This is a genomic window from Rugamonas apoptosis, from assembly GCF_014042355.1.
In the GTDB taxonomy this organism is placed as follows: domain Bacteria; phylum Pseudomonadota; class Gammaproteobacteria; order Burkholderiales; family Burkholderiaceae_D; genus Rugamonas; species Rugamonas apoptosis.
Window position 1 is genome coordinate 170,721 of record NZ_JACEZU010000001.1, and the last position, 17,212, is coordinate 187,932.

Annotated in this window: 20 protein-coding genes; 1 reads left to right on the forward strand and 19 read right to left on the reverse strand. The window is 62.9% G+C overall.

The genetic code is table 11. The annotated features are described in order from the left end of the window. Positions 1-21: 21 nt before the first annotated feature. The 4 genes from H3H39_RS00695 to H3H39_RS00710 form a co-directional block, all read right to left on the reverse strand. Complete coding sequence (locus tag H3H39_RS00695) at positions 22-3,153, reverse strand: efflux RND transporter permease subunit (protein WP_182151355.1); 3,132 nt, start codon at positions 3,151-3,153, stop codon at positions 22-24. Then, positions 3,150-4,421 (reverse strand): efflux RND transporter periplasmic adaptor subunit, encoded by a 1,272-nt coding sequence (locus H3H39_RS00700; protein WP_182151356.1) that lies wholly within the window; start codon positions 4,419-4,421, stop codon positions 3,150-3,152. The genes H3H39_RS00695 and H3H39_RS00700 overlap by 4 nt, the downstream gene beginning before the upstream one ends. Before the next feature lie 99 nt (positions 4,422-4,520). Then, the gene (locus H3H39_RS00705) at positions 4,521-5,879 is read right to left on the reverse strand and encodes an ATP-binding protein (protein ID WP_182151357.1); all 1,359 of its coding nucleotides are present in this window, start codon (positions 5,877-5,879) and stop codon (positions 4,521-4,523) included. After that, on the reverse strand, positions 5,876-6,604 hold the full coding sequence (locus H3H39_RS00710) for a response regulator (RefSeq protein WP_182151358.1): 729 nt from the start codon (positions 6,602-6,604) through the stop codon (positions 5,876-5,878). Before H3H39_RS00710 ends, H3H39_RS00705 begins: the two co-directional genes overlap by 4 nt. 198 nt (positions 6,605-6,802) lie before the next feature. On the opposite strand from H3H39_RS00710, the gene H3H39_RS00715 reads away from it, so the two are divergent. Next, positions 6,803-7,279, forward strand: coding sequence for a Spy/CpxP family protein refolding chaperone (locus H3H39_RS00715; protein WP_182151359.1), 477 nt, complete (start codon positions 6,803-6,805; stop codon positions 7,277-7,279). Positions 7,280-7,318: 39 nt separating this feature from the next. Here the strand turns inward: H3H39_RS00715 and dsbD are convergent, their stop codons facing one another. From dsbD to rpsH, 15 genes are all read right to left on the reverse strand, one after another. Continuing rightward, complete coding sequence (dsbD, locus tag H3H39_RS00720) at positions 7,319-9,280, reverse strand: protein-disulfide reductase DsbD (protein WP_182151360.1); 1,962 nt, start codon at positions 9,278-9,280, stop codon at positions 7,319-7,321. 161 nt (positions 9,281-9,441) lie between these two features. Continuing rightward, positions 9,442-9,837 (reverse strand): 50S ribosomal protein L17, encoded by a 396-nt coding sequence (gene rplQ, locus H3H39_RS00725; RefSeq protein ID WP_182151361.1) that lies wholly within the window; start codon positions 9,835-9,837, stop codon positions 9,442-9,444. A gap of 247 nt (positions 9,838-10,084) precedes the next feature. Further along, complete coding sequence (locus H3H39_RS00730) at positions 10,085-11,062, reverse strand: DNA-directed RNA polymerase subunit alpha (protein ID WP_182151362.1); 978 nt, start codon at positions 11,060-11,062, stop codon at positions 10,085-10,087. A gap of 208 nt (positions 11,063-11,270) precedes the next feature. Next, on the reverse strand, positions 11,271-11,894 hold the full coding sequence (gene rpsD, locus H3H39_RS00735; RefSeq protein WP_182151363.1) for a 30S ribosomal protein S4: 624 nt from the start codon (positions 11,892-11,894) through the stop codon (positions 11,271-11,273). Between the two features lie 253 nt (positions 11,895-12,147). Next, positions 12,148-12,552 carry a 30S ribosomal protein S11 gene (rpsK, locus tag H3H39_RS00740; RefSeq protein WP_008444339.1) on the reverse strand — a complete coding sequence of 135 codons (405 nt, stop codon included), beginning with the start codon at positions 12,550-12,552 and terminating at the stop codon, positions 12,148-12,150. 14 nt (positions 12,553-12,566) lie between these two features. Next, positions 12,567-12,932 (reverse strand): 30S ribosomal protein S13, encoded by a 366-nt coding sequence (rpsM, locus tag H3H39_RS00745; RefSeq protein ID WP_008444337.1) that lies wholly within the window; start codon positions 12,930-12,932, stop codon positions 12,567-12,569. 27 nt (positions 12,933-12,959) lie between these two features. Continuing rightward, entirely contained in the window at positions 12,960-13,073 is a 114-nt protein-coding gene (gene rpmJ / locus H3H39_RS00750; RefSeq protein WP_005663407.1) for a 50S ribosomal protein L36, read from the reverse strand. Positions 13,074-13,105: 32 nt separating this feature from the next. Further along, complete coding sequence (gene infA / locus H3H39_RS00755) at positions 13,106-13,324, reverse strand: translation initiation factor IF-1 (RefSeq protein ID WP_005663428.1); 219 nt, start codon at positions 13,322-13,324, stop codon at positions 13,106-13,108. Between the two features lie 21 nt (positions 13,325-13,345). After that, on the reverse strand, positions 13,346-14,680 hold the full coding sequence (gene secY / locus H3H39_RS00760; RefSeq protein ID WP_182151364.1) for a preprotein translocase subunit SecY: 1,335 nt from the start codon (positions 14,678-14,680) through the stop codon (positions 13,346-13,348). Positions 14,681-14,712: 32 nt separating this feature from the next. Then, the gene (rplO, locus tag H3H39_RS00765; RefSeq protein WP_182151365.1) at positions 14,713-15,144 is read right to left on the reverse strand and encodes a 50S ribosomal protein L15; all 432 of its coding nucleotides are present in this window, start codon (positions 15,142-15,144) and stop codon (positions 14,713-14,715) included. 27 nt (positions 15,145-15,171) lie between these two features. After that, positions 15,172-15,351: a 50S ribosomal protein L30 gene (gene rpmD / locus H3H39_RS00770; protein ID WP_182151366.1), complete on the reverse strand. Its 180-nt coding sequence runs from the start codon at positions 15,349-15,351 to the stop codon at positions 15,172-15,174. Positions 15,352-15,361: 10 nt separating this feature from the next. Beyond that, entirely contained in the window at positions 15,362-15,880 is a 519-nt protein-coding gene (gene rpsE, locus H3H39_RS00775; RefSeq protein WP_182151367.1) for a 30S ribosomal protein S5, read from the reverse strand. A 9-nt stretch (positions 15,881-15,889) separates the two neighbouring features. Further along, positions 15,890-16,252: a 50S ribosomal protein L18 gene (rplR, locus tag H3H39_RS00780; RefSeq protein ID WP_182151368.1), complete on the reverse strand. Its 363-nt coding sequence runs from the start codon at positions 16,250-16,252 to the stop codon at positions 15,890-15,892. A gap of 13 nt (positions 16,253-16,265) precedes the next feature. Continuing rightward, complete coding sequence (rplF, locus tag H3H39_RS00785) at positions 16,266-16,799, reverse strand: 50S ribosomal protein L6 (protein WP_182151369.1); 534 nt, start codon at positions 16,797-16,799, stop codon at positions 16,266-16,268. Positions 16,800-16,809: 10 nt separating this feature from the next. Continuing rightward, positions 16,810-17,205: a 30S ribosomal protein S8 gene (gene rpsH, locus H3H39_RS00790; RefSeq protein ID WP_093556907.1), complete on the reverse strand. Its 396-nt coding sequence runs from the start codon at positions 17,203-17,205 to the stop codon at positions 16,810-16,812. Between the last annotated feature and the right edge of the window lie 7 nt (positions 17,206-17,212).

Sequence of the window (17,212 nt, forward strand, 5' to 3'; positions counted from 1 at the left end):
AGCGGTGCGGCTTGTCGCCGCTCAATGCTTGACGGTATTAACAGCTTTCAATGCAACAGTGCTGCCAGCTTGCGGTTCGCCAGCCAGCACGTCATCGGCCATGGGGCCGCTGCCGCTGTACTTGTCGAGGAACAGGTAGATGACGGGAGTGATATAGAGCGTGATCACTTGCGAGAACACCAGGCCGCCCACCACGGCCAGGCCCAGCGGCTGGCGCAGTTCGGCGCCCGCGCCCAGGCCCAGCGCGATCGGCAAGGCGCCCATCAGGGCCGCCATGGTGGTCATCATGATGGGGCGGAAACGCAGCACGCAAGCCTCGCGGATGGCGGCGGCCGGCGTCATGCCCCCGTTGCGCTGCGCGTGCAGGGCGAAGTCGATCATCATGATGGCGTTCTTCTTGACGATGCCGATCAACATCAGGATGCCGATGATGGCGATCATGGTCAGGTCCAGGTTGAACATGCGCAAGGTCAGCAGCGCGCCCACGGCGGCCGACGGCAGGCCGGCCAGGATGGTGAGCGGGTGGATGAAGCTTTCATACAGCACGCCCAGCAGCACGTAGATCACGCCCAGCGCGGCCACGATCAGGATCAGCTGGCTGCCTTGCGAACTCTGGAACACGGCCGCGTCGCCGCCGTAGCTGGTGATGATGGAAGCCGGCAAGTTCATGGCCGCGCCCATCTTGTCGATCTTGGCCGTGGCCACACCCAGCGGCACGTCCGGCGCCAGGTTGAACGACAGCGTGATCGCCTGTAACTGGCCCTGGTGGTTGACGGCCGTGGGGCCGACCGTGCGCTCGACCGTGGCGAAGCTGGACAACTGCACCAGCTGGCCAGCCTTGTTGCGCACCGAAATGCGGGTCAGCGCATCGTCGAACTGGCGGTCCTCGGTGGCCGCTTCCAAGATCACGAAATAGCTGGCGGCCGACGAGTAGATGGTCGACACCTGGCGCTCGCCGAAGGCCAGGTAGAGCGCGCTGCGCACGTCGGCGATCTGCACGCCCAGGTTGTTGGCCTTGTCGCGGTCGATCTTGAGCGACGCCTGCAAGCCGCGGTTCTGGGCATCGCTGGTGACGTCGCGGAAATCATTGTCGGCCCGCATGCGGTCGAGGAACTTGGTGGCCCAGTCGCCCAGCGCATCGGGGCTGACCGATTGCAGCGTGTACTGGTAGCGGCTCTTGCTGGGGCGGCCGCCCAGTTGCAGGTTCTGGATCGGACTCAGGTAGACCGATACGCCGGCGATGGCGCGCGTGGCCTTGCGCAGGCTGTCGAGCACCTGCGGCATCTTGGCGCGCTGTTCGCGCGGCTTGAGCACCAGGAACATGCGGCCGCTGTTGCCGCCGCTGACAAAGGACGTCACATCCTGCACGTTGGGATCGGCCTTGATGACGTCGGCCACCTTTTCCTGCAAAGCCATCAGGGCCGACGAGGAAATGTCTTCCGCCGCTTCCGTCGTCACCCGGATCTGGCCCAGGTCCTCTTCCGGGAAGAAACCCTTGGGAATGGTCACGTACAGCACGGCCGTCAACGCGAAGGTGCCCAGCGCGATCGCCAGCACCACGTAACGGTGCGCCAGCGCCACGTCCAGCGTGCGCGCGTAGCCTTGGCGCAGGCGCGCGAAGCCGGCCTCGAACCAGCGGCCGATGAAGGTGTCGTCGCCCTCGGCGTCGTGTGGATCGGCCGGCAGCAAACGGCTGGCCAGCATGGGCACCAGCGTCAGCGAGACGATGGCCGACACCAGGATCGACAGCGACACCACCACGGCGAATTCATGGAACAGCAAGCCTATCGTGCCCGGCATGAAAAAGATGGGGATGAACACGGCCACCAGCGAAATGGAAATCGAGACGATGGTGAAGCCCATCTCGCGCGCCCCGATCAGGGACGCCTGCAACGGTTTCTTGCCCAGTTCAACGTGGCGCACGATGTTTTCCAGCACCACGATGGCGTCGTCCACCACCAGGCCCACGGCCAGCGTAATGCCCAGCAGCGACACGTTGTCCAGGCTGTAGCCGAACGCGTACAACAGCGCCAGCGCGCCCAGCAGCGAAATCGGCATGGTGATGCCTGGAATGAAGGTGGCGGCCGCGCGGCGCAGGAACAGGAAGATCACCAGCACCACCAGGCCCACCGTCAACGCCAGCGTGATATTGACGTCGTGGATGGCGTCGCGGATCGAGACGGAGCGGTCGTTGACGAGGTTGATCTTGATCGAGCTGGGCAACTGGGCCAGGAAGCGCGGCAGCAACTGGCGCACGCCGTCCACCACCTGCACCGTGTTGGCGTTGGGCTGGCGCTGCACCAGCAGCACGATGGCGCGTTCGCCGTTGTAACTGCCGGCCGTCTTGACGGACTGGTAGCTGTCTTCCACGGTGGCCACTTCCTTCAGGCGCACGGGCTGGCCGTTGCGGGTGGCCACGATCAGCTCGGCGAATTCGGACGCCTTCATCAGCTGGGCGTTGCCCTGGATGGTGAGGGTCTGGCTGGGGCCGTCCAGAATGCCCAGCGGGCTGTTGGCGTTGGCGGCCTTGACGGCGGTGGCCAGTTCATCGAGCGTCAGGTTGCGCGCGTTGAGCTGGTCGGTGCGGGCCCGGATGCGCACCGCGAAACGCTTCTGGCCGTTGACGCTGACCTGGGCCACGCCGGGCAAGGTGGACAGGCTGGGGGCGATCAGGTTTTCCGCGTAGTCGTTCAGTTCCGACAGGCTCAGCGACGGCGACGTCATGGTCATGAACAACACGGGCGCGTCGGCCGGGTTGACCTTGCGGTAGGACGGCAGTTCCGTCATTTCCTGCGGCAGCGAACGCTGGGCCCGCAACAAGGCCGCCTGCACGTCCACGGCGGCCGCGTTGACGTCGATGGACGGGTCGAATTCCAGCGTCAGCGAAGTGGTGCCCAGGCTGCTGGTGGAGGTGATCAGGTTCAGGCCGGCGATGGTGGAGAACTGCTTTTCCAGCGGCAGCGCGACGGACGAAGCCATGGTGTCCGGGCTGGCGCCGGCCAGGTCGGCATTGACGTTGATGACGGGGGTGTTAAAGCTGGGCAGTGCCGCCACCGGGATGCTGGTATAGGCCAGCACGCCGGCCAGGATCAGCGACAGCGACAGCAGCACCACCATCACGGGGCGGCGTATGCATAATTCGGACAGGTTCATTCCGTTTTACCTTTTTGCGCCAACGGGGTGGCCTGGGCCGACGCGCTGTCGTGCCCGCCTGCGGCCACCGGCTTGACCTTGCCGCCCGGCCGCAGGTTCTGCTTGCCTTCCACGATCACTTGCGCGTCGGCCGTCAGGCCGGACACGGCGGCGTCGGTGCCGAACGCATACAGGCGCTGCACGGGATTGGTCTTGGCCGTCTGGTCCGGCGCCACCGTGTAGACGAAGGTGCCGCGCGTGTTGCTGATGATAGCGTTTTGCGGCACCACCAGCGCATCCTTGAGGGTGCGCACGGTGAGGCGGGCGTTGACGTACTGGCCCGGCCACAATGGCGTGCCGGCATTGGCGAACTGGGCTTTCACGCGGATCACGCCAGCCACGGGATCGACGGTGTTGTCGACGAAACTGAGCACGCCGTCGAGAGTGGTGCCGGACGGGCTGGCGGCGCCGCTGGCGGGGCTGGTGGCGCCGCCGGAGACGCTGGAGGCGCCGTCGGAGACGCTGGAGGCGCCGCCGGAGACGCTGGAGGCGCCGCCGGCGCCGGCCGTCACCTGCACCGGCACGCTGCCGGCGCGCTGGGCCGCCAGCACATCGGCCAGCGCGCTTTCAGGCAAGGTGAAGGCGACCGTGATGGGGTCGAGCTGGGTGATGGTGGTCAGCGAGGTGCTCAACTGCACCAGGCTGCCCGGATAAACGTTGATGGCGCCCACCCGGCCCGCCATGGGCGCGCGGATGGCCGAGTAGCTGGCGTCCACGCCGGCCGAACGGGCGGCGGCCGTGTCGGCCTGCACCAGCGCACGGGCCGCTTCCACCTGGCTCTTGAGCGTGTCGACGGCGCCCTGGGCGATGAAGTTCTTGCTCAACAATTCCTGGCTGCGCTGGTACTGGCGCTGCAGGTCGGCCAGCGATGCCTGGTCGCGCGCCACCTGGGCTTGCGCCTTGTCCAGATTGGCGCGGGCGCTGCGGTCATCCAGTGTGAACATCAGCTCGCCGGCGCGCACGAACTGGCCTTCCTTGATGTGGACCCTGGCGATGGTGCTGGTGATTTGCGGATGCAGGTCCACCGTGCTGATCGGGGTGACGGTGCCGTTGGCCTGGAAGATCACGGGCACGTCCTGGCGCCGCGGCGTGATCACGGTGACCGTCGTGGGGCCTTGCGCACCGGACTTGGCGGCCGCCGGAGCGCCGGCCTGGTGGGTGACATGCCAGACGCCATAGCCGGCCACGATGACCGCGCCGGCCAGGAATGCGAGGGAAGTTTTTTTCATGTTGGTCAAGAGTGTTGCCGCCGGGCATAAGCGAAACATTGTCGCATATTCTTCCGGAAAAATATGACGGCGCGGGCGCCGCCATGGGGGATGGACAGCTCAGCGTCCGGCGTAGTATTCGGGCACGATCAGCGTCACTTCCAGGCCGCCCTGCGCATGGTTGGCCAGCATCAGACTGGCGCCGTGCTGCTCGGCGATGTTGCGGGCGATCGTCAGGCCCAGGCCGGTGCCGCCGGAAGCGCGCGAGCGCGACGATTCGATCCGGTAGAACGGTTCGAACACGCGCGCCATCTGTTCCGGCGCGATGCCGGGGCCGCCGTCGCGGATGCGGATGCGGGCCGCGCCCACCATCCGTTCCACCGTCACATGCGCGTACTGGCCGTACTTGACGGCGTTGTCGAGCAGGTTGACCAGGCAGCGCCGGATCGCCAGCGGCCGGCCCATCAAGGCCATGGCGGCCTGCCCCTTGAGGTCCACTTGCTGGCCGCTGTCGGCCGCGTCGGAACAGACGCTGTCGAGCAGCGAATCGAGGTCCAGCGCCTGCATGGTTTCCGTGCTGTCCATGCTGCGCGCCAGGTCCAGCCCTTCCTTGACCATTTGCTGCATGGCCGACAGGTCGTCCACCAGGCGCTGCTGCAACTCGGCGTCGTGCACTTTTTCCAGCCGCAGGCGCATACGGGTGAGCGGGGTCTGCAGATCGTGGGTGATGGCGGCCAGCATTTCCGTGCGCTGCGAGATGTGCTGGCGGATGCGGGCCTGCATGGCGTTGAAGGCGCCAGCCGCCTGCCGGATTTCAGACGCGCCGCCGATGGCCAGCGGCGGCCGGTTGATGTCGTTGCCCAGGTCCTTGGCCGCCTGCGCCAGTTGCTTGAGCGGACGCATGGCCATGCGGGCCACGAAATACGCCAGCACGGCGATGCTGAGCAGGAAAGGCAGCAAGGTCAGCGGTTCTTTACGCCCGCCACTTGGCGGCGGGCGCGGCGGCAGCACGGACAGCTTCATCACGGCGCCATCGTGCATGCGCACCAGCATGGTTTCGCAGGTGCCGTGCCATTGCTTGGGGCCGAACAGGGTGATCGGTTTGCGCGGCAAATCGCATTCGGCCGGCCGTTCGGCCAGCGGATAGAGCGTGAAGCCCGTGCCCAGCCGGGTCTGCAAGGTCTGGGTGAATTCCGTGGCCGGCAAGCCACCAGCGGCGGCGGCCGTGCCGGCCGGCTCCAGCCGCACGCTGCCCCGGCTGGCCACCCGCAGATACGGTGGGCGGGACGCTTGCGGCACCACGTCGGCCGTCGTGATCAGTTGTTCGGCCCGCTCCAGCGCGTGGAAGTCGCGGTAGCGTTCCAGCGCGCGCGTGCGCTCGCTCACGGCCAGCCACTGGGTCAGCGCGGCCGAGGCGATGATGCCCAGCAGCAGCACCAGGAACACGCGCCCCGTCATGGAGCCGATGAATGCTTTCACGCCTGCGGCTCCACGGCGACCTGGCCGGCCAGCACATAGCCGCCGTTGCGCACGGTCTTGATGATTTGCGGCAGGCGCGCATCCTCGCCCAGCTTCTGGCGCAGGCGGCTGATCTGGATGTCGATCGAGCGGTCGAACGGATCGGCGTCGCGGCCTTGGGTCAGGTTCAGCAATTGGTCGCGGTTGAGCACGCGGTTGGGGTGTTCCAGGAACACCTTGAGCAAGCGGAATTCCGCGCCAGACAGCATGATCACCAGACCGTCCGGGTTGAGCAGGTGGCGCGCCGTCAAGTCCAGCGTCCAGCCGGAGAAGCGGATGCGCTCGGCCTTGTCGCCACCATGGCTGGCCGGCATGGCGTTACTACGGCGCAGCACGCTGCGGATGCGGGCCAGCAGCTCGCGCGGCTCGAATGGCTTGGGCAGGTAGTCGTCGGCCCCCATTTCCAGGCCCAGGATCCGGTCCAGCGGCTCGTTGCGGGCCGTCAGCATGATGACGGGCAAGGTCGAATGGGCGCGCAGCTTGCGGCACAGGGTCAGGCCATCGTCGCCGGGCAGGTTCAGGTCCAGCACCACCAGGTCGGGCCGCGACTCGTCCAGCAGCTTCCACATGGCCGCACCGTCGGCCGCGCCCAGCGTGCGGTAGCCATTCGTTTCCAGGTAATCGGCCAGCAGGGTGCGGATGTCGCGATCGTCGTCAACGATCAGAATTGTCGAGATGGATTCCATGCCTTCATTATCGCCAGTTTGGCCGCGCCTGACCAAGGTGCATTTGTATCGGCTTGTAGTACCACCTTGCCGGGGAAACAGTTTGATACAAAAACCGGCAATCGGGACACTAGCCCGAAACACCGGCCTGCCACCATATGTCTCATGAGATGAGCAAGAACGCAGCGTCTCCCCACGACTTTGACAAAGGAAGCAACCATGAACACCGTACGCAAAAGCATCTTGATCGGCATGACCGTGCTGGGCCTGGCCGGCGCCAGCACCGCCGCCCTGGCCGATGACGCGGCGGCCGGCCGCCACGGCTGGCAGGCCAACAGCGAGCAGCGCCAGGCCCGCATGGCCGACATGTTCGCCAAGCACCAGGCCAAGCTGCACGACCTGCTCAAGCTGACGGCGGCCCAGGAACCAGCCTGGACGGCTTACCAGAACGCCATCAAGCCTGCCCTGCCCGCCGAACACATCGACCACGCGGCCATGGCCAAGCTGCCGGCGCCGGAGCGCCTGGCCAGGATGATCGACATGAGCAAGCAGCGTACGCTGGCCATGGAAGGCCATCTGGGCGCGCTGAACACCTTTTACGGCCAGCTGACCACGGAGCAAAAAGCCATTTTCGATGACCATGTGATGGGCGGCGCCCACGGCCCGCATCGCATGATGGGCCATCGCCACGAGTAAGACCGAGCGGCGCCCGGCACATGACCGGGCGCGTTCGCCTTATTGCGGCAAGCGCGACAGCGACTGCAGGAACTGGTCGGCATCCTGGAAGCCGATCACACGGGCATCGGCCAGTTCCTGGCCCTTGCCGTCAAACAGGATGATGCCCGGCGGGCCGAACAGGTGGAAACGCTTCAACATGGCCTTGTCCGCTTCGTCGTTGGCCGTCACGTCCACTTGCAGCAGCACCGTGTTGGCCAGCCGCGCGCGCACGGCCGGCGCCACGAAGGTCAGCTTTTCCATTTCCTTGCAGGACACGCACCAGTCGGCGTAGAAGTCCAGCAACGCGCTCTTGCCGCCCGTCTGGGCCAGCACGGCATCGAGTTCCGCCACCGTCTTGACGCGCTTGAACGGCAGCGGCTGCACCGCGCCTTGCGCCTGCAGGTGCGCCAGCGGGGCCAGCACGTCACGCCCGCCCGTGCTCACCCCCACCAGTTGCACCAGTCCCAGCGCGGCGAACACCAGCCCGGCGCTCTTGGACGCCCAATGGCCCGTCTTGTTGCGCAGCAGGTAGACGCCGTAGCCCACCAGCAGCGCCGTCCAGCCCAGCATCTGCACGGCCGCCGGCAGCACGGGCGACACCAGCCACCACGCCATCGCCAGCAGCAGCACGCCGAAGAAGCGCTTGACGGCATCCATCCACAGTCCCGCCTTGGGCAGCAAGGTGCCGGCCGACACGCCCACCAGCAGCAGCGGCACGCTCATGCCGACCGCCATGGCGAACAGGGCGCTGCCGCCGATGATGACGTCGCGCGTCTGGCTGATGTAGACCAGGGCGCCGGCCAGTGGCGCGGCCACGCAAGGGCCGACGATCAGGGCGGAAATGGCGCCCATCACGAACACGCCGGCCAGCTTGCCGGCCGCCTGGCGGTGCGACATGGCGCTGAGCCGGGTTTGCAGCGCGGCGGGCACCTGCAGGTTGTAGTAGCCGAACATGGACAGCGACATGGCGGCCATCAGCAGCGCGAAGGCGCCCAGCACCCACGGGTTCTGCAAGGTGGCGGCCAGGCCTTCACCGATCAGGCCGGCAGCCACGCCCAGCGCCGTGTAGACGATGGCCATGCCCAGCGAATAGGTGGCCGACAGCAGCAGGCCGCGCGCGCGGCTGGCCTTGGCGCCCTCGCCCACGATGATGAAGGACAGGATAGGCACCATGGGCAGCACGCAGGGCGTGAACGCCAGGCCCAGGCCCAGCAGCATGAACAGCGGCACGATCACGAGCAGCTTGCCGCCCTTGAGCGCCGCTTCCACCCCGCCCGCTTGGGCCGCTGCTGCGGCGGCGGCCGGGGCTGGCGTGCTGGCGGCCTCCGTCACCACCGTCGTTTCCGGCGTGGGCACGGCGTTGACGGTGACGCCGGGGGGCACGGGGGCGGACGGGACGGACGATTGCGCGCCCGGCGCCGACTGGCTGACGGCGCCCGGCGGCGCAGCTTGGCCCATGGCCAGCGCAGCCAGGCCGGGACCACCGCTGGCCGTCAGTGCGGCCTTGGCGTCCTGGGGCGCATAGCACAGGCCTTTGTCGGAGCAACCCTGGCCGGTGGACACGAGCGTGAAGCCGCCGTTCGCCTCGACGGGGATGGTGATGGTGACGCTGCCGCGATAGGTTTCCACGTTCTTCTGGAACGTTTCATCGAAGTGGATCTTGCCCGCCGGGATCTTGGGCGCGCCCAGCGTGGCGCCCTGGGCCGCGAATTTGAAGCGCTCGCGGTACATATAGTAGCCGTCCGCGATCTGGTAAGTGACGGCCACCGTGTGGGCATCGGCCATGCGGGCCGAGAAGCGGAAGGCGGCGTCCGGTTCCAGATAATCCTCGTCGGCATGGGCCGGACGGGCGGCGCCCAGGGCCAGCAGCAATGCCAGCAACGCGGTCAGCAACGCAGGCAAGGACAGCAGCGCCCGGGCCCCGCTAAGGGACGGGAAGGAACGCGCGGGCGCGCAAAAGGCGGCGGCGAGTCGTGACATGGCAAGTCGTGACATAGAGTATTCGATGACGGCGGAATGAGTTCAACGGGCAATAGTACACCGGCGGGCGGCGCGCCGTCTGAGCGCGGGCTTAAGATAGATGGCCGAAAAGCAAAAAAGCCAGGCGGAGCCTGGCTTTTCTGACGTGACAACGACCGCTATTACTCGGCGGTTGGTGCGTCTTCCACAGCGGTGACTTCTGGACGGTCCAGCAGCTCAACGTAAGCCATTGGAGCGTTGTCGCCAACGCGGAAACCCATTTTCAGGATACGCAGGTAGCCGCCGTTACGGGCAGCGTAGCGTGGGCCCAGTTCAGCGAACAGCTTGACAACCATTTCGCGGTCGCGCAGACGGGAGAAAGCCAGACGCTTGTTGGCCAGGGTGTCGGTCTTGCCCAGGGTCAGGATAGGCTCGACGACGCGGCGCAGTTCCTTGGCTTTAGGCAGGGTGGTTTTGATGGCTTCATGACGCAGCAGGGAAACGGTCATGTTGCGCAGCATTGCCAGACGGTGGGACGAGGTACGGTTCAGCTTACGGAGGCCGTGACGGTGACGCATGGTACTTCCTTTCGATGGTGTTTAAATCCGAGTTCTTCGATCGCTGCCGCCAGGGCGGTAGCGCGGACCGGTTCTAGTGGGTTAAACGCCCGGCGCGCCATGCGCCGGGCGGGTACGACAAAATACAAATCAGTTGGTAACAGGGCAGAACATCGCTGCGCGATGTCCGGCACCGTCACCCAATTCCAATCAGTTGGTAACAGGGCAGAACATCGCTGCGCGATGTCCAGCACTGTCACCCAATCTGTTATTTTTCCAGGCCGGCAGGCGGCCAGTTTTCCAGTTTCATGCCCAAGGTCAGGCCGCGCGACGCCAGCACTTCCTTGATTTCGTTCAGGGACTTGCGGCCCAGGTTCGGCGTCTTCAGCAGTTCGTTTTCCGAACGCTGGATCAGGTCGCCGATGTAGTAGATGTTTTCCGCTTTCAGGCAGTTGGCCGAACGCACGGTCAACTCCAGGTCGTCCACTGGACGCAGCAGGATAGGATCGACCAGCGGAGCACGCGATGGCGCTTCGGCGGCCGCTTCCGTGCCTTCCAGGGCAGCGAACACGTTCAACTGGTCAACCAGGACGCGGGCCGACTGGCGGATCGCTTCTTCCGGCGAAATCACGCCGTTGGTTTCGATGTTGATGATCAGCTTGTCCAGGTCGGTACGCTGTTCCACGCGGGCGGACTCGACGAAGTAGGACACGCGGCGCACTGGCGAGAACGAAGCGTCCAGGATGATGCGGCCGATGGTCTTGTTGGTGTCTTCCGACAGGCGGCGCACGTTACCGGGCACATAGCCGCGGCCTTTTTCGACCTTGATCTGCATGTCCAGTTTGCCGCCGGCCGTCAGGTGGGCGATCACGTGGTCCGGATTGATCAGTTCCACGTCGTGTGGCAGATCGATGTCCGATGCCAGGATGGCGCCTTCGCCTTCCTTTTTCAGGGTCAGGGTGACGGCGTCACGGTTGTGGACTTTGAAGACCACGCCCTTCAGGTTCAGCAGCAGGTCGACCACGTCTTCCTGCACGCCGTCGAGCGACGAGTATTCGTGCACGACGCCGGCGATCGTCACTTCGGTGGGCGCGTAGCCGACCATGGACGACAGCAGCACGCGACGCAGCGCATTACCCAATGTGTGGCCATAGCCGCGTTCGAACGGCTCCATCACGACTTTCGCGTGGCCGGCGCCCAGCGCCTCGACATCGATAATACGTGGCTTCAACAAACTGTTTTGCATGAAATGTCCTTTTCAATACCCTCGGCACGTTACGCCGATAAGGCTGATGGCATTAAAAATCGTTTCAAAAAGCCCATGGTGTCGTTGTGGCACCTTGCCGTGCAGGCGCACTGTCTGCGGCGCCAAGCCTAGCCACGGTCATTTTGAAACGATTTCTTAGTGAAAACGCCCACTCCGGAGAGTGGGCGGGGCTTACAACTGACTACGATTAACGCGAGTACAGTTCGACGATCAGCGATTCGTTGACGTCGTTGGCGATTTCGTTGCGCTCTGGCAGGGACTTGAAGGTGCCTTCCATTTTCTTGGCGTCAACCGACACCCAGCTTGGCATACCGACTTGTTCAGCCAGCGACAGCGCTTCGACGATACGGGTCTGCTTCTTCGACTTTTCGCGCACGGCGATGACGTCGCCGATTTTCACAGCGTAGGAAGCGATGTTGACCACTTGACCGTTCACGGTGAACGCTTTGTGCGATACCAGCTGACGCGCTTCAGCGCGGGTCGAGCCGAAGCCCATGCGGTAAGCGACGTTGTCCAGACGGGTTTCCAGCAGCTTCAGCAGGGTTTCGCCGGTGTTGCCCTTGCGGCGGTCGGCTTCGGCGAAGTAGCGGCGGAACTGACGCTCGAGGACGCCGTACATGCGCTTGACCTTCTGCTTTTCGCGCAGTTGGTTGCCGTAGTCGGAGGTGCGGGCACCCGATTTGACGCCGTGCTGGCCTGGCTTGACGTCCAGTTTGCACTTGCTGTCGAGCGAGCGGCGTGCGCTCTTGAGGAACAGGTCCGTACCTTCACGGCGGGACAGTTTTGCTTTTGGTCCGATATAACGTGCCACGATGCTTCCTTTTTTTAAATAATAACGCCCCAGCTACATGGTTGCATGCAGTTAGGCGCTAGTCTGGTCCGCGTTTGGCCAGACGGTGGCTGAAAACGAAAAACCCGCCGAACGGGTTCGACAGGCGACAACAGCCGGGCAGTATAACCGTTTCCGGCTCCCTGCTCCAGCGATTTTTTTTGCTGCGGATGAAACGGGGTACTGCACCACAGAAGGCTGGCGGGCGGGCGTACCCGCCGCCGCCGACTGTGCTTTAGATACGACGACGCTTCGGAGGACGGCAGCCGTTGTGTGGCACTGGGGTCACGTCCTGGATCTCGGTGATCTTGATGCCCAGGTTGTTCAGTGCGCGCACTGCGGATTCGCGACCAGGACCTGGGCCCTTGATACGCACTTCCAGGTTCTTCACGCCGCATTCAACGGCCACTTTACCAGCCGCTTCAGCCGCAACCTGCGCTGCGAACGGGGTCGATTTACGCGAACCCTTGAAGCCGGCACCACCGGAGGTCGCCCACGACAGCGCGTTGCCCTGACGGTCGGTGATGGTGATGATGGTGTTGTTGAAGGAAGCGTGCACGTGCGCGATACCTTCGGCAACGTTCTTCTTGACCTTCTTACGAACGCGAGCTGCTGCTGCGCTGCTTTGTTGCTTAGCCATGTGATTTCCCTAGATTATTTCTTGAGCGATTGTGCGGCTTTGCGCGGGCCCTTGCGGGTACGTGCATTGGTGCGAGTACGCTGGCCGCGGACCGGCAGGCCCTTACGGTGACGCATACCACGGTAGCAACCCAGGTCCATCAAACGCTTGATGTTCATGGACAGTTCGCGACGCAGATCGCCTTCAACGATGAATTTCGCTACTTCATCGCGCAGCTTTTCCAGTTCGCTATCGTCCAGGTCTTTGACCTTCTTGTTGGTCGCGATGCCCGTTGCGGCGCAGATGAACTTCGCGCGCGGGCGGCCTACACCGTAGATGGCCGTCAGGCCGATAACGGTGTGCTGATGATTTGGGATATTAACCCCTGCAATACGTGCCATTCGTTATTCCTCGATAAATAACGGTTATTAACCTTGACGCTGCTTGTGGCGTGGTTCGACGCAGATGACGCGAACAACACCCTTGCGCTTGATGATCTTGCAGTTGCGGCAGATCCGCTTGACTGAGGCGTTAACTTTCATTTTGCACTCTCTTCTTGGTTCAATGTTGTATGTTACTTGGTCCGGAACACGATGCGGGCTCGGCTCAGGTCATAAGGTGTCAGCTCTACCGTCACCTTGTCGCCAGGAAGAATGCGGATATAGTTCATCCGCATTTTACCTGAAATATGACCGAGCACCACGTGTCCGTTTTCCAGCTTCACTCGAAATGTTGCATTCGGCAGATTCTCGAGAATCTCGCCCTGCATCTGTATGACGTCGTCTTTTGCCATTCGGTATGTTTGAAACCGCGCTTATCGCGTCGGAATTCCGCCTTTGAAGTTTGCTTTGCGCAGCAGCGATTCATATTGCTGCGACATCACGTAGTTTTGTACTTGCGCCATGAAGTCCATGGTCACAACCACAATAATCAACAGAGAAGTACCACCAAAATAGAACGGTACCTTCCACTCGGCTTGCATGAATTCCGGCAACAAACACACCAAAGTGATGTAGATCGCGCCTGCCAGAGTCAATCGGGTCAGGATCTTGTCGATGTAACGGGCTGTCTGCTCACCGGGACGAATCCCTGGCACGAAGGCCCCGCTCTTCTTCAAGTTATCCGCCGTTTCTTTGCTGTTGAACACCAAAGCGGTGTAGAAGAAGCAGAAAAACACGATTGCAATGGCGTACAGCAGGGCGTGCATAGGCTCGCCTGGACCCATCGATGCTGCCACATCCTTGAGGAAGCGGATCACCGGGTTGGCCGGATTGGCGCCCTTGGCGAACCAGTCCAGGATCGTGGCCGGGAACAAGATGATCGACGATGCGAAGATCGGTGGAATCACGCCAGCCATGTTCAACTTCAATGGCAGGTGCGACGTTTGACCACCGTAAATCTTGTTACCGACCTGGCGTTTTGCATAATTCACCAGAATCTTGCGCTGGCCACGTTCCACAAACACCACGAAGAACGTTACCGCCGCCACCAGGGCCACGATGATGATCGCCGAGAAGCTGCCGATCGAACCGTTGGCCACCTGGGAGAACAAGCCCCCCAGTGCGTTCGGCAGACCGGCGGCGATACCGGCGAAAATGATGATGGAGATGCCATTACCCAAGCCACGCTCGGTAATTTGCTCCCCCAACCACATCAGGAACATGGTGCCAGTCAACAGCGTCACGACCGTCACGAAGCGGAACCCCAGACCTGGATCCAGCACCAGGCCGGCTTGGGACTCCAGGGCGACTGCGATACCGAACGCCTGGAACATCGCCAGCGCCACCGTGAAATACCGGGTGTACTGGGTGATCTTGCGTCGGCCAGCTTCGCCTTCTTTTTTGAGCGCTTCCATCTGTGGTGACACGATCGACAGCAATTGCATGATGATCGAGGCCGAGATGTAAGGCATGATACCCAGCGCAAACACCGTGAAGCGCGAGAGCGCGCCACCGCTGAACATGTTGAACATGCCCAGGATGCCACCCTCTTGCGACTTGAACAGCGCGGCCAATTGTACCGGATCGATCCCGGGAACCGGGACGTGAGCGCCGATACGATAAACCACCAATGCGCCAAGCAGGAACCAGAGCCGGCCCCAGGGGAATCCGGCTGCAGCACTCTTAGCAAGTTGTGGATTAGTCGCCAATTTTCGCTCCGATCAAGCTGTTAGCGGACAACTCAGGCTACCGAGCCGCCAGCTGCTTCGATGGCTGCCTTGGCGCCAGCGGTCACTTTCAGGCCTTTGAGGTTCACCGCTTTGGTGATCTCGCCGGACAGAATGACGCGCACGTCGCGGGCCAGCACGTTCAGCACGCCAGCTTGCTTCAGCACCAGGATGTCGACTTCGCCTACGGCCAGGGCGTTCAGGTCGGACAGACGCACTTCAGCTTTGAAGGTGGCGTTGAGCGACTTGAAACCGCGCTTAGGCAGACGGCGTTGCAGCGGCATCTGACCGCCTTCGAAACCGACTTTGTGGAAGCCGCCCGAACGCGATTTTTGACCTTTGTGACCACGGCCCGAGGTTTTACCCAGACCGGAGCCGATACCGCGGCCGACGCGACGCTTGTAGTGCTTGGCGCCTTCGGCTGGTTGTATGGTATTCAGTTCCATGTTTTCTCCGTACGTAAGCCCGCAGGCTTACGCAACAACTTTAACGAGGTACGAGACTTTGTTGATCATGCCGCGCACGGATGGGGTGTCCTGCAACTCGCGTACCGAGTTAACACGACGCAGGCCCAGGCCGCGTACGGTGGCACGGTGATCTTCACGCGTGCCGATCAAGCCCTTGACCAATTGTACTTTGACAGTTTTCGTCATGATGTCCACCTTAGCCCAGGATCTCTTCTACCGACTTACCGCGCTTGGCGGCGATGTCAGCAGGAGTACTCATTTTTGCCAGACCGTCCAGCGTGGCGCGCACCAGGTTGTAAGGGTTCGAGGAACCGGTGGATTTCGCCACCACGTCCGTCACGCCCATTACTTCGAAGATTGCGCGCATAGCGCCGCCGGCGATGACGCCCGTACCAGGCTTGGCTGGGCTCATCATCACTTTCGAGGCGCCGTGGCGGCCCGATACCGTATGTTGCAGGGTGCCGTTCTTGAGCGGTACCTTGATCAGGTTGCGACGGGCTTCTTCCATTGCCTTTTGCACACCGACCGGTACTTCCTTCGACTTGCCCTTGCCCATGCCGATGCGGCCATCGCCGTCACCAACCACGGTCAGCGCGGCGAAACCCATGATACGACCACCCTTGACCACTTTGGTCACGCGGTTGATCGCGATCATTTTTTCGCGCATGCCATCATCCGGCTTGTCGCCTTGCATTTTTGCTTGCATTTTTGCCATGATCGTTCCTTAGAACTTCAGACCGGCTTCGCGCGCGGCTTCTGCCAGCGCCTTCACACGGCCGTGGTAACGGAAACCGGAGCGGTCGAACGCGACTTCGGTGATTCCTGCTTTCAGTGCTTTCTCTGCGACGCGCTTGCCAACCAGTGCGGCAGCGGCGGCATTGCCACCCTTGCCCGACTTGCCAGCCAGTTCGTTGCGCACTTCGACTTCGGCCGTGGAGGCCGACACCAGTACTTTGGCGTCCGGCGAGATCAGGTTCGCGTAAATGTGCAGATTGGTGCGGTGGACCGACAGGCGGTTCACTTTCAATTGCGCGATCTTGATCCGGGTTTGGCGTCCGCGGCGCAGACGTGATTCTTTCTTGTCCATCGTCAGCCCCTAGTTACTTCTTCTTGGTTTCTTTGATCTTCACCACTTCGTCCGAATAACGGACGCCCTTGCCCTTGTAAGGCTCGGGAGCGCGGTAAGCGCGAACTTCAGCAGCCACTTGGCCCACTTGCTGACGGTCGATGCCTTTGATGACGATCTCCGTTGGCGTTGCGGTAGCGCAGGTGACGCCGGCTGGCATGGCGTGCACGACAGGGTGCGAGAAGCCCAGCGACAGGTTCAGCTTGTCGCCTTGCGCTTGCGCCTTGTAACCCACACCGACCAGGTTCAGCTTTTTCTCGAAACCCTTGGTCACGCCGGTCACCATGTTGTTGACCAGCGCGCGCAGCGTGCCGGACATGGCGTTGGCTTCGCGGCTGTCATTGGCGGCGACAAAGCTCAGGGTTCCTGCATTGTTTTCCACCGTGACCTGGCCGTTCAGGGCCTGGGTCAGCACGCCCAGCGGGCCCTTGACGGTGATCGCTTGTGCGGAGATGGCGACTTCAGCGCCAGCTGGCACAGCGATTGGCATTTTAGCTACTCGAGACATGTGTAACTCCTTATGCGACGTAGCAGATGACTTCGCCGCCGACGCCGGTGGCGCGGGCTTTGCGGTCAGTCATGACGCCTTGCGGGGTCGATACGATCGCCACACCCAGGCCGTTCATCACGGTTGGGATCTCGTCCTTGCCCTTGTAGACGCGCAGGCCTGGACGGGACACGCGCTCGAGGCGCTCGATGACGGGACGGCCAACATAATACTTCAAACCGATTTTCAGTTCCGCCTTGCCACCAGCTTCGGCGACGGCGAAATCTTCAATGTAACCCTCGTCCTTGAGGACGTTGGCAATCGCTACTTTGACTTTCGACGATGGCATGGCCACGGTCGTTTTTTGAACGCCTTGGGCGTTGCGAATGCGGGTCAGCATATCGGCGATAGGATCGCTCATACTCATTGCTTAT

Bases quoted from the DNA above. Each gene is read 5' to 3' on its own strand.
- H3H39_RS00695 (WP_182151355.1), bottom strand. From the start codon at position 3,153: ATGAACCTGTCCGAATTATGCATACGCCGCCCCGTGATGGTGGTGCTG.
- H3H39_RS00700 (WP_182151356.1), bottom strand. From the start codon at position 4,421: ATGAAAAAAACTTCCCTCGCATTCCTGGCCGGCGCGGTCATCGTGGCC.
- H3H39_RS00710 (WP_182151358.1), bottom strand. From the start codon at position 6,604: ATGGAATCCATCTCGACAATTCTGATCGTTGACGACGATCGCGACATC.
- H3H39_RS00715 (WP_182151359.1), top strand. From the start codon at position 6,803: ATGAACACCGTACGCAAAAGCATCTTGATCGGCATGACCGTGCTGGGC.
- dsbD (WP_182151360.1), bottom strand. From the start codon at position 9,280: ATGTCACGACTCGCCGCCGCCTTTTGCGCGCCCGCGCGTTCCTTCCCG.
- rplQ (WP_182151361.1), bottom strand. From the start codon at position 9,837: ATGCGTCACCGTCACGGCCTCCGTAAGCTGAACCGTACCTCGTCCCAC.
- H3H39_RS00730 (WP_182151362.1), bottom strand. From the start codon at position 11,062: ATGCAAAACAGTTTGTTGAAGCCACGTATTATCGATGTCGAGGCGCTG.
- rpsK (WP_008444339.1), bottom strand. From the start codon at position 12,552: ATGGCTAAGCAACAAAGCAGCGCAGCAGCAGCTCGCGTTCGTAAGAAG.
- rpsM (WP_008444337.1), bottom strand. From the start codon at position 12,932: ATGGCACGTATTGCAGGGGTTAATATCCCAAATCATCAGCACACCGTT.
- rpmJ (WP_005663407.1), bottom strand. From the start codon at position 13,073: ATGAAAGTTAACGCCTCAGTCAAGCGGATCTGCCGCAACTGCAAGATC.
- infA (WP_005663428.1), bottom strand. From the start codon at position 13,324: ATGGCAAAAGACGACGTCATACAGATGCAGGGCGAGATTCTCGAGAAT.
- rplO (WP_182151365.1), bottom strand. From the start codon at position 15,144: ATGGAACTGAATACCATACAACCAGCCGAAGGCGCCAAGCACTACAAG.
- rpmD (WP_182151366.1), bottom strand. From the start codon at position 15,351: ATGACGAAAACTGTCAAAGTACAATTGGTCAAGGGCTTGATCGGCACG.
- rpsE (WP_182151367.1), bottom strand. From the start codon at position 15,880: ATGGCAAAAATGCAAGCAAAAATGCAAGGCGACAAGCCGGATGATGGC.
- rplR (WP_182151368.1), bottom strand. From the start codon at position 16,252: ATGGACAAGAAAGAATCACGTCTGCGCCGCGGACGCCAAACCCGGATC.
- rplF (WP_182151369.1), bottom strand. From the start codon at position 16,799: ATGTCTCGAGTAGCTAAAATGCCAATCGCTGTGCCAGCTGGCGCTGAA.
- rpsH (WP_093556907.1), bottom strand. From the start codon at position 17,205: ATGAGTATGAGCGATCCTATCGCCGATATGCTGACCCGCATTCGCAAC.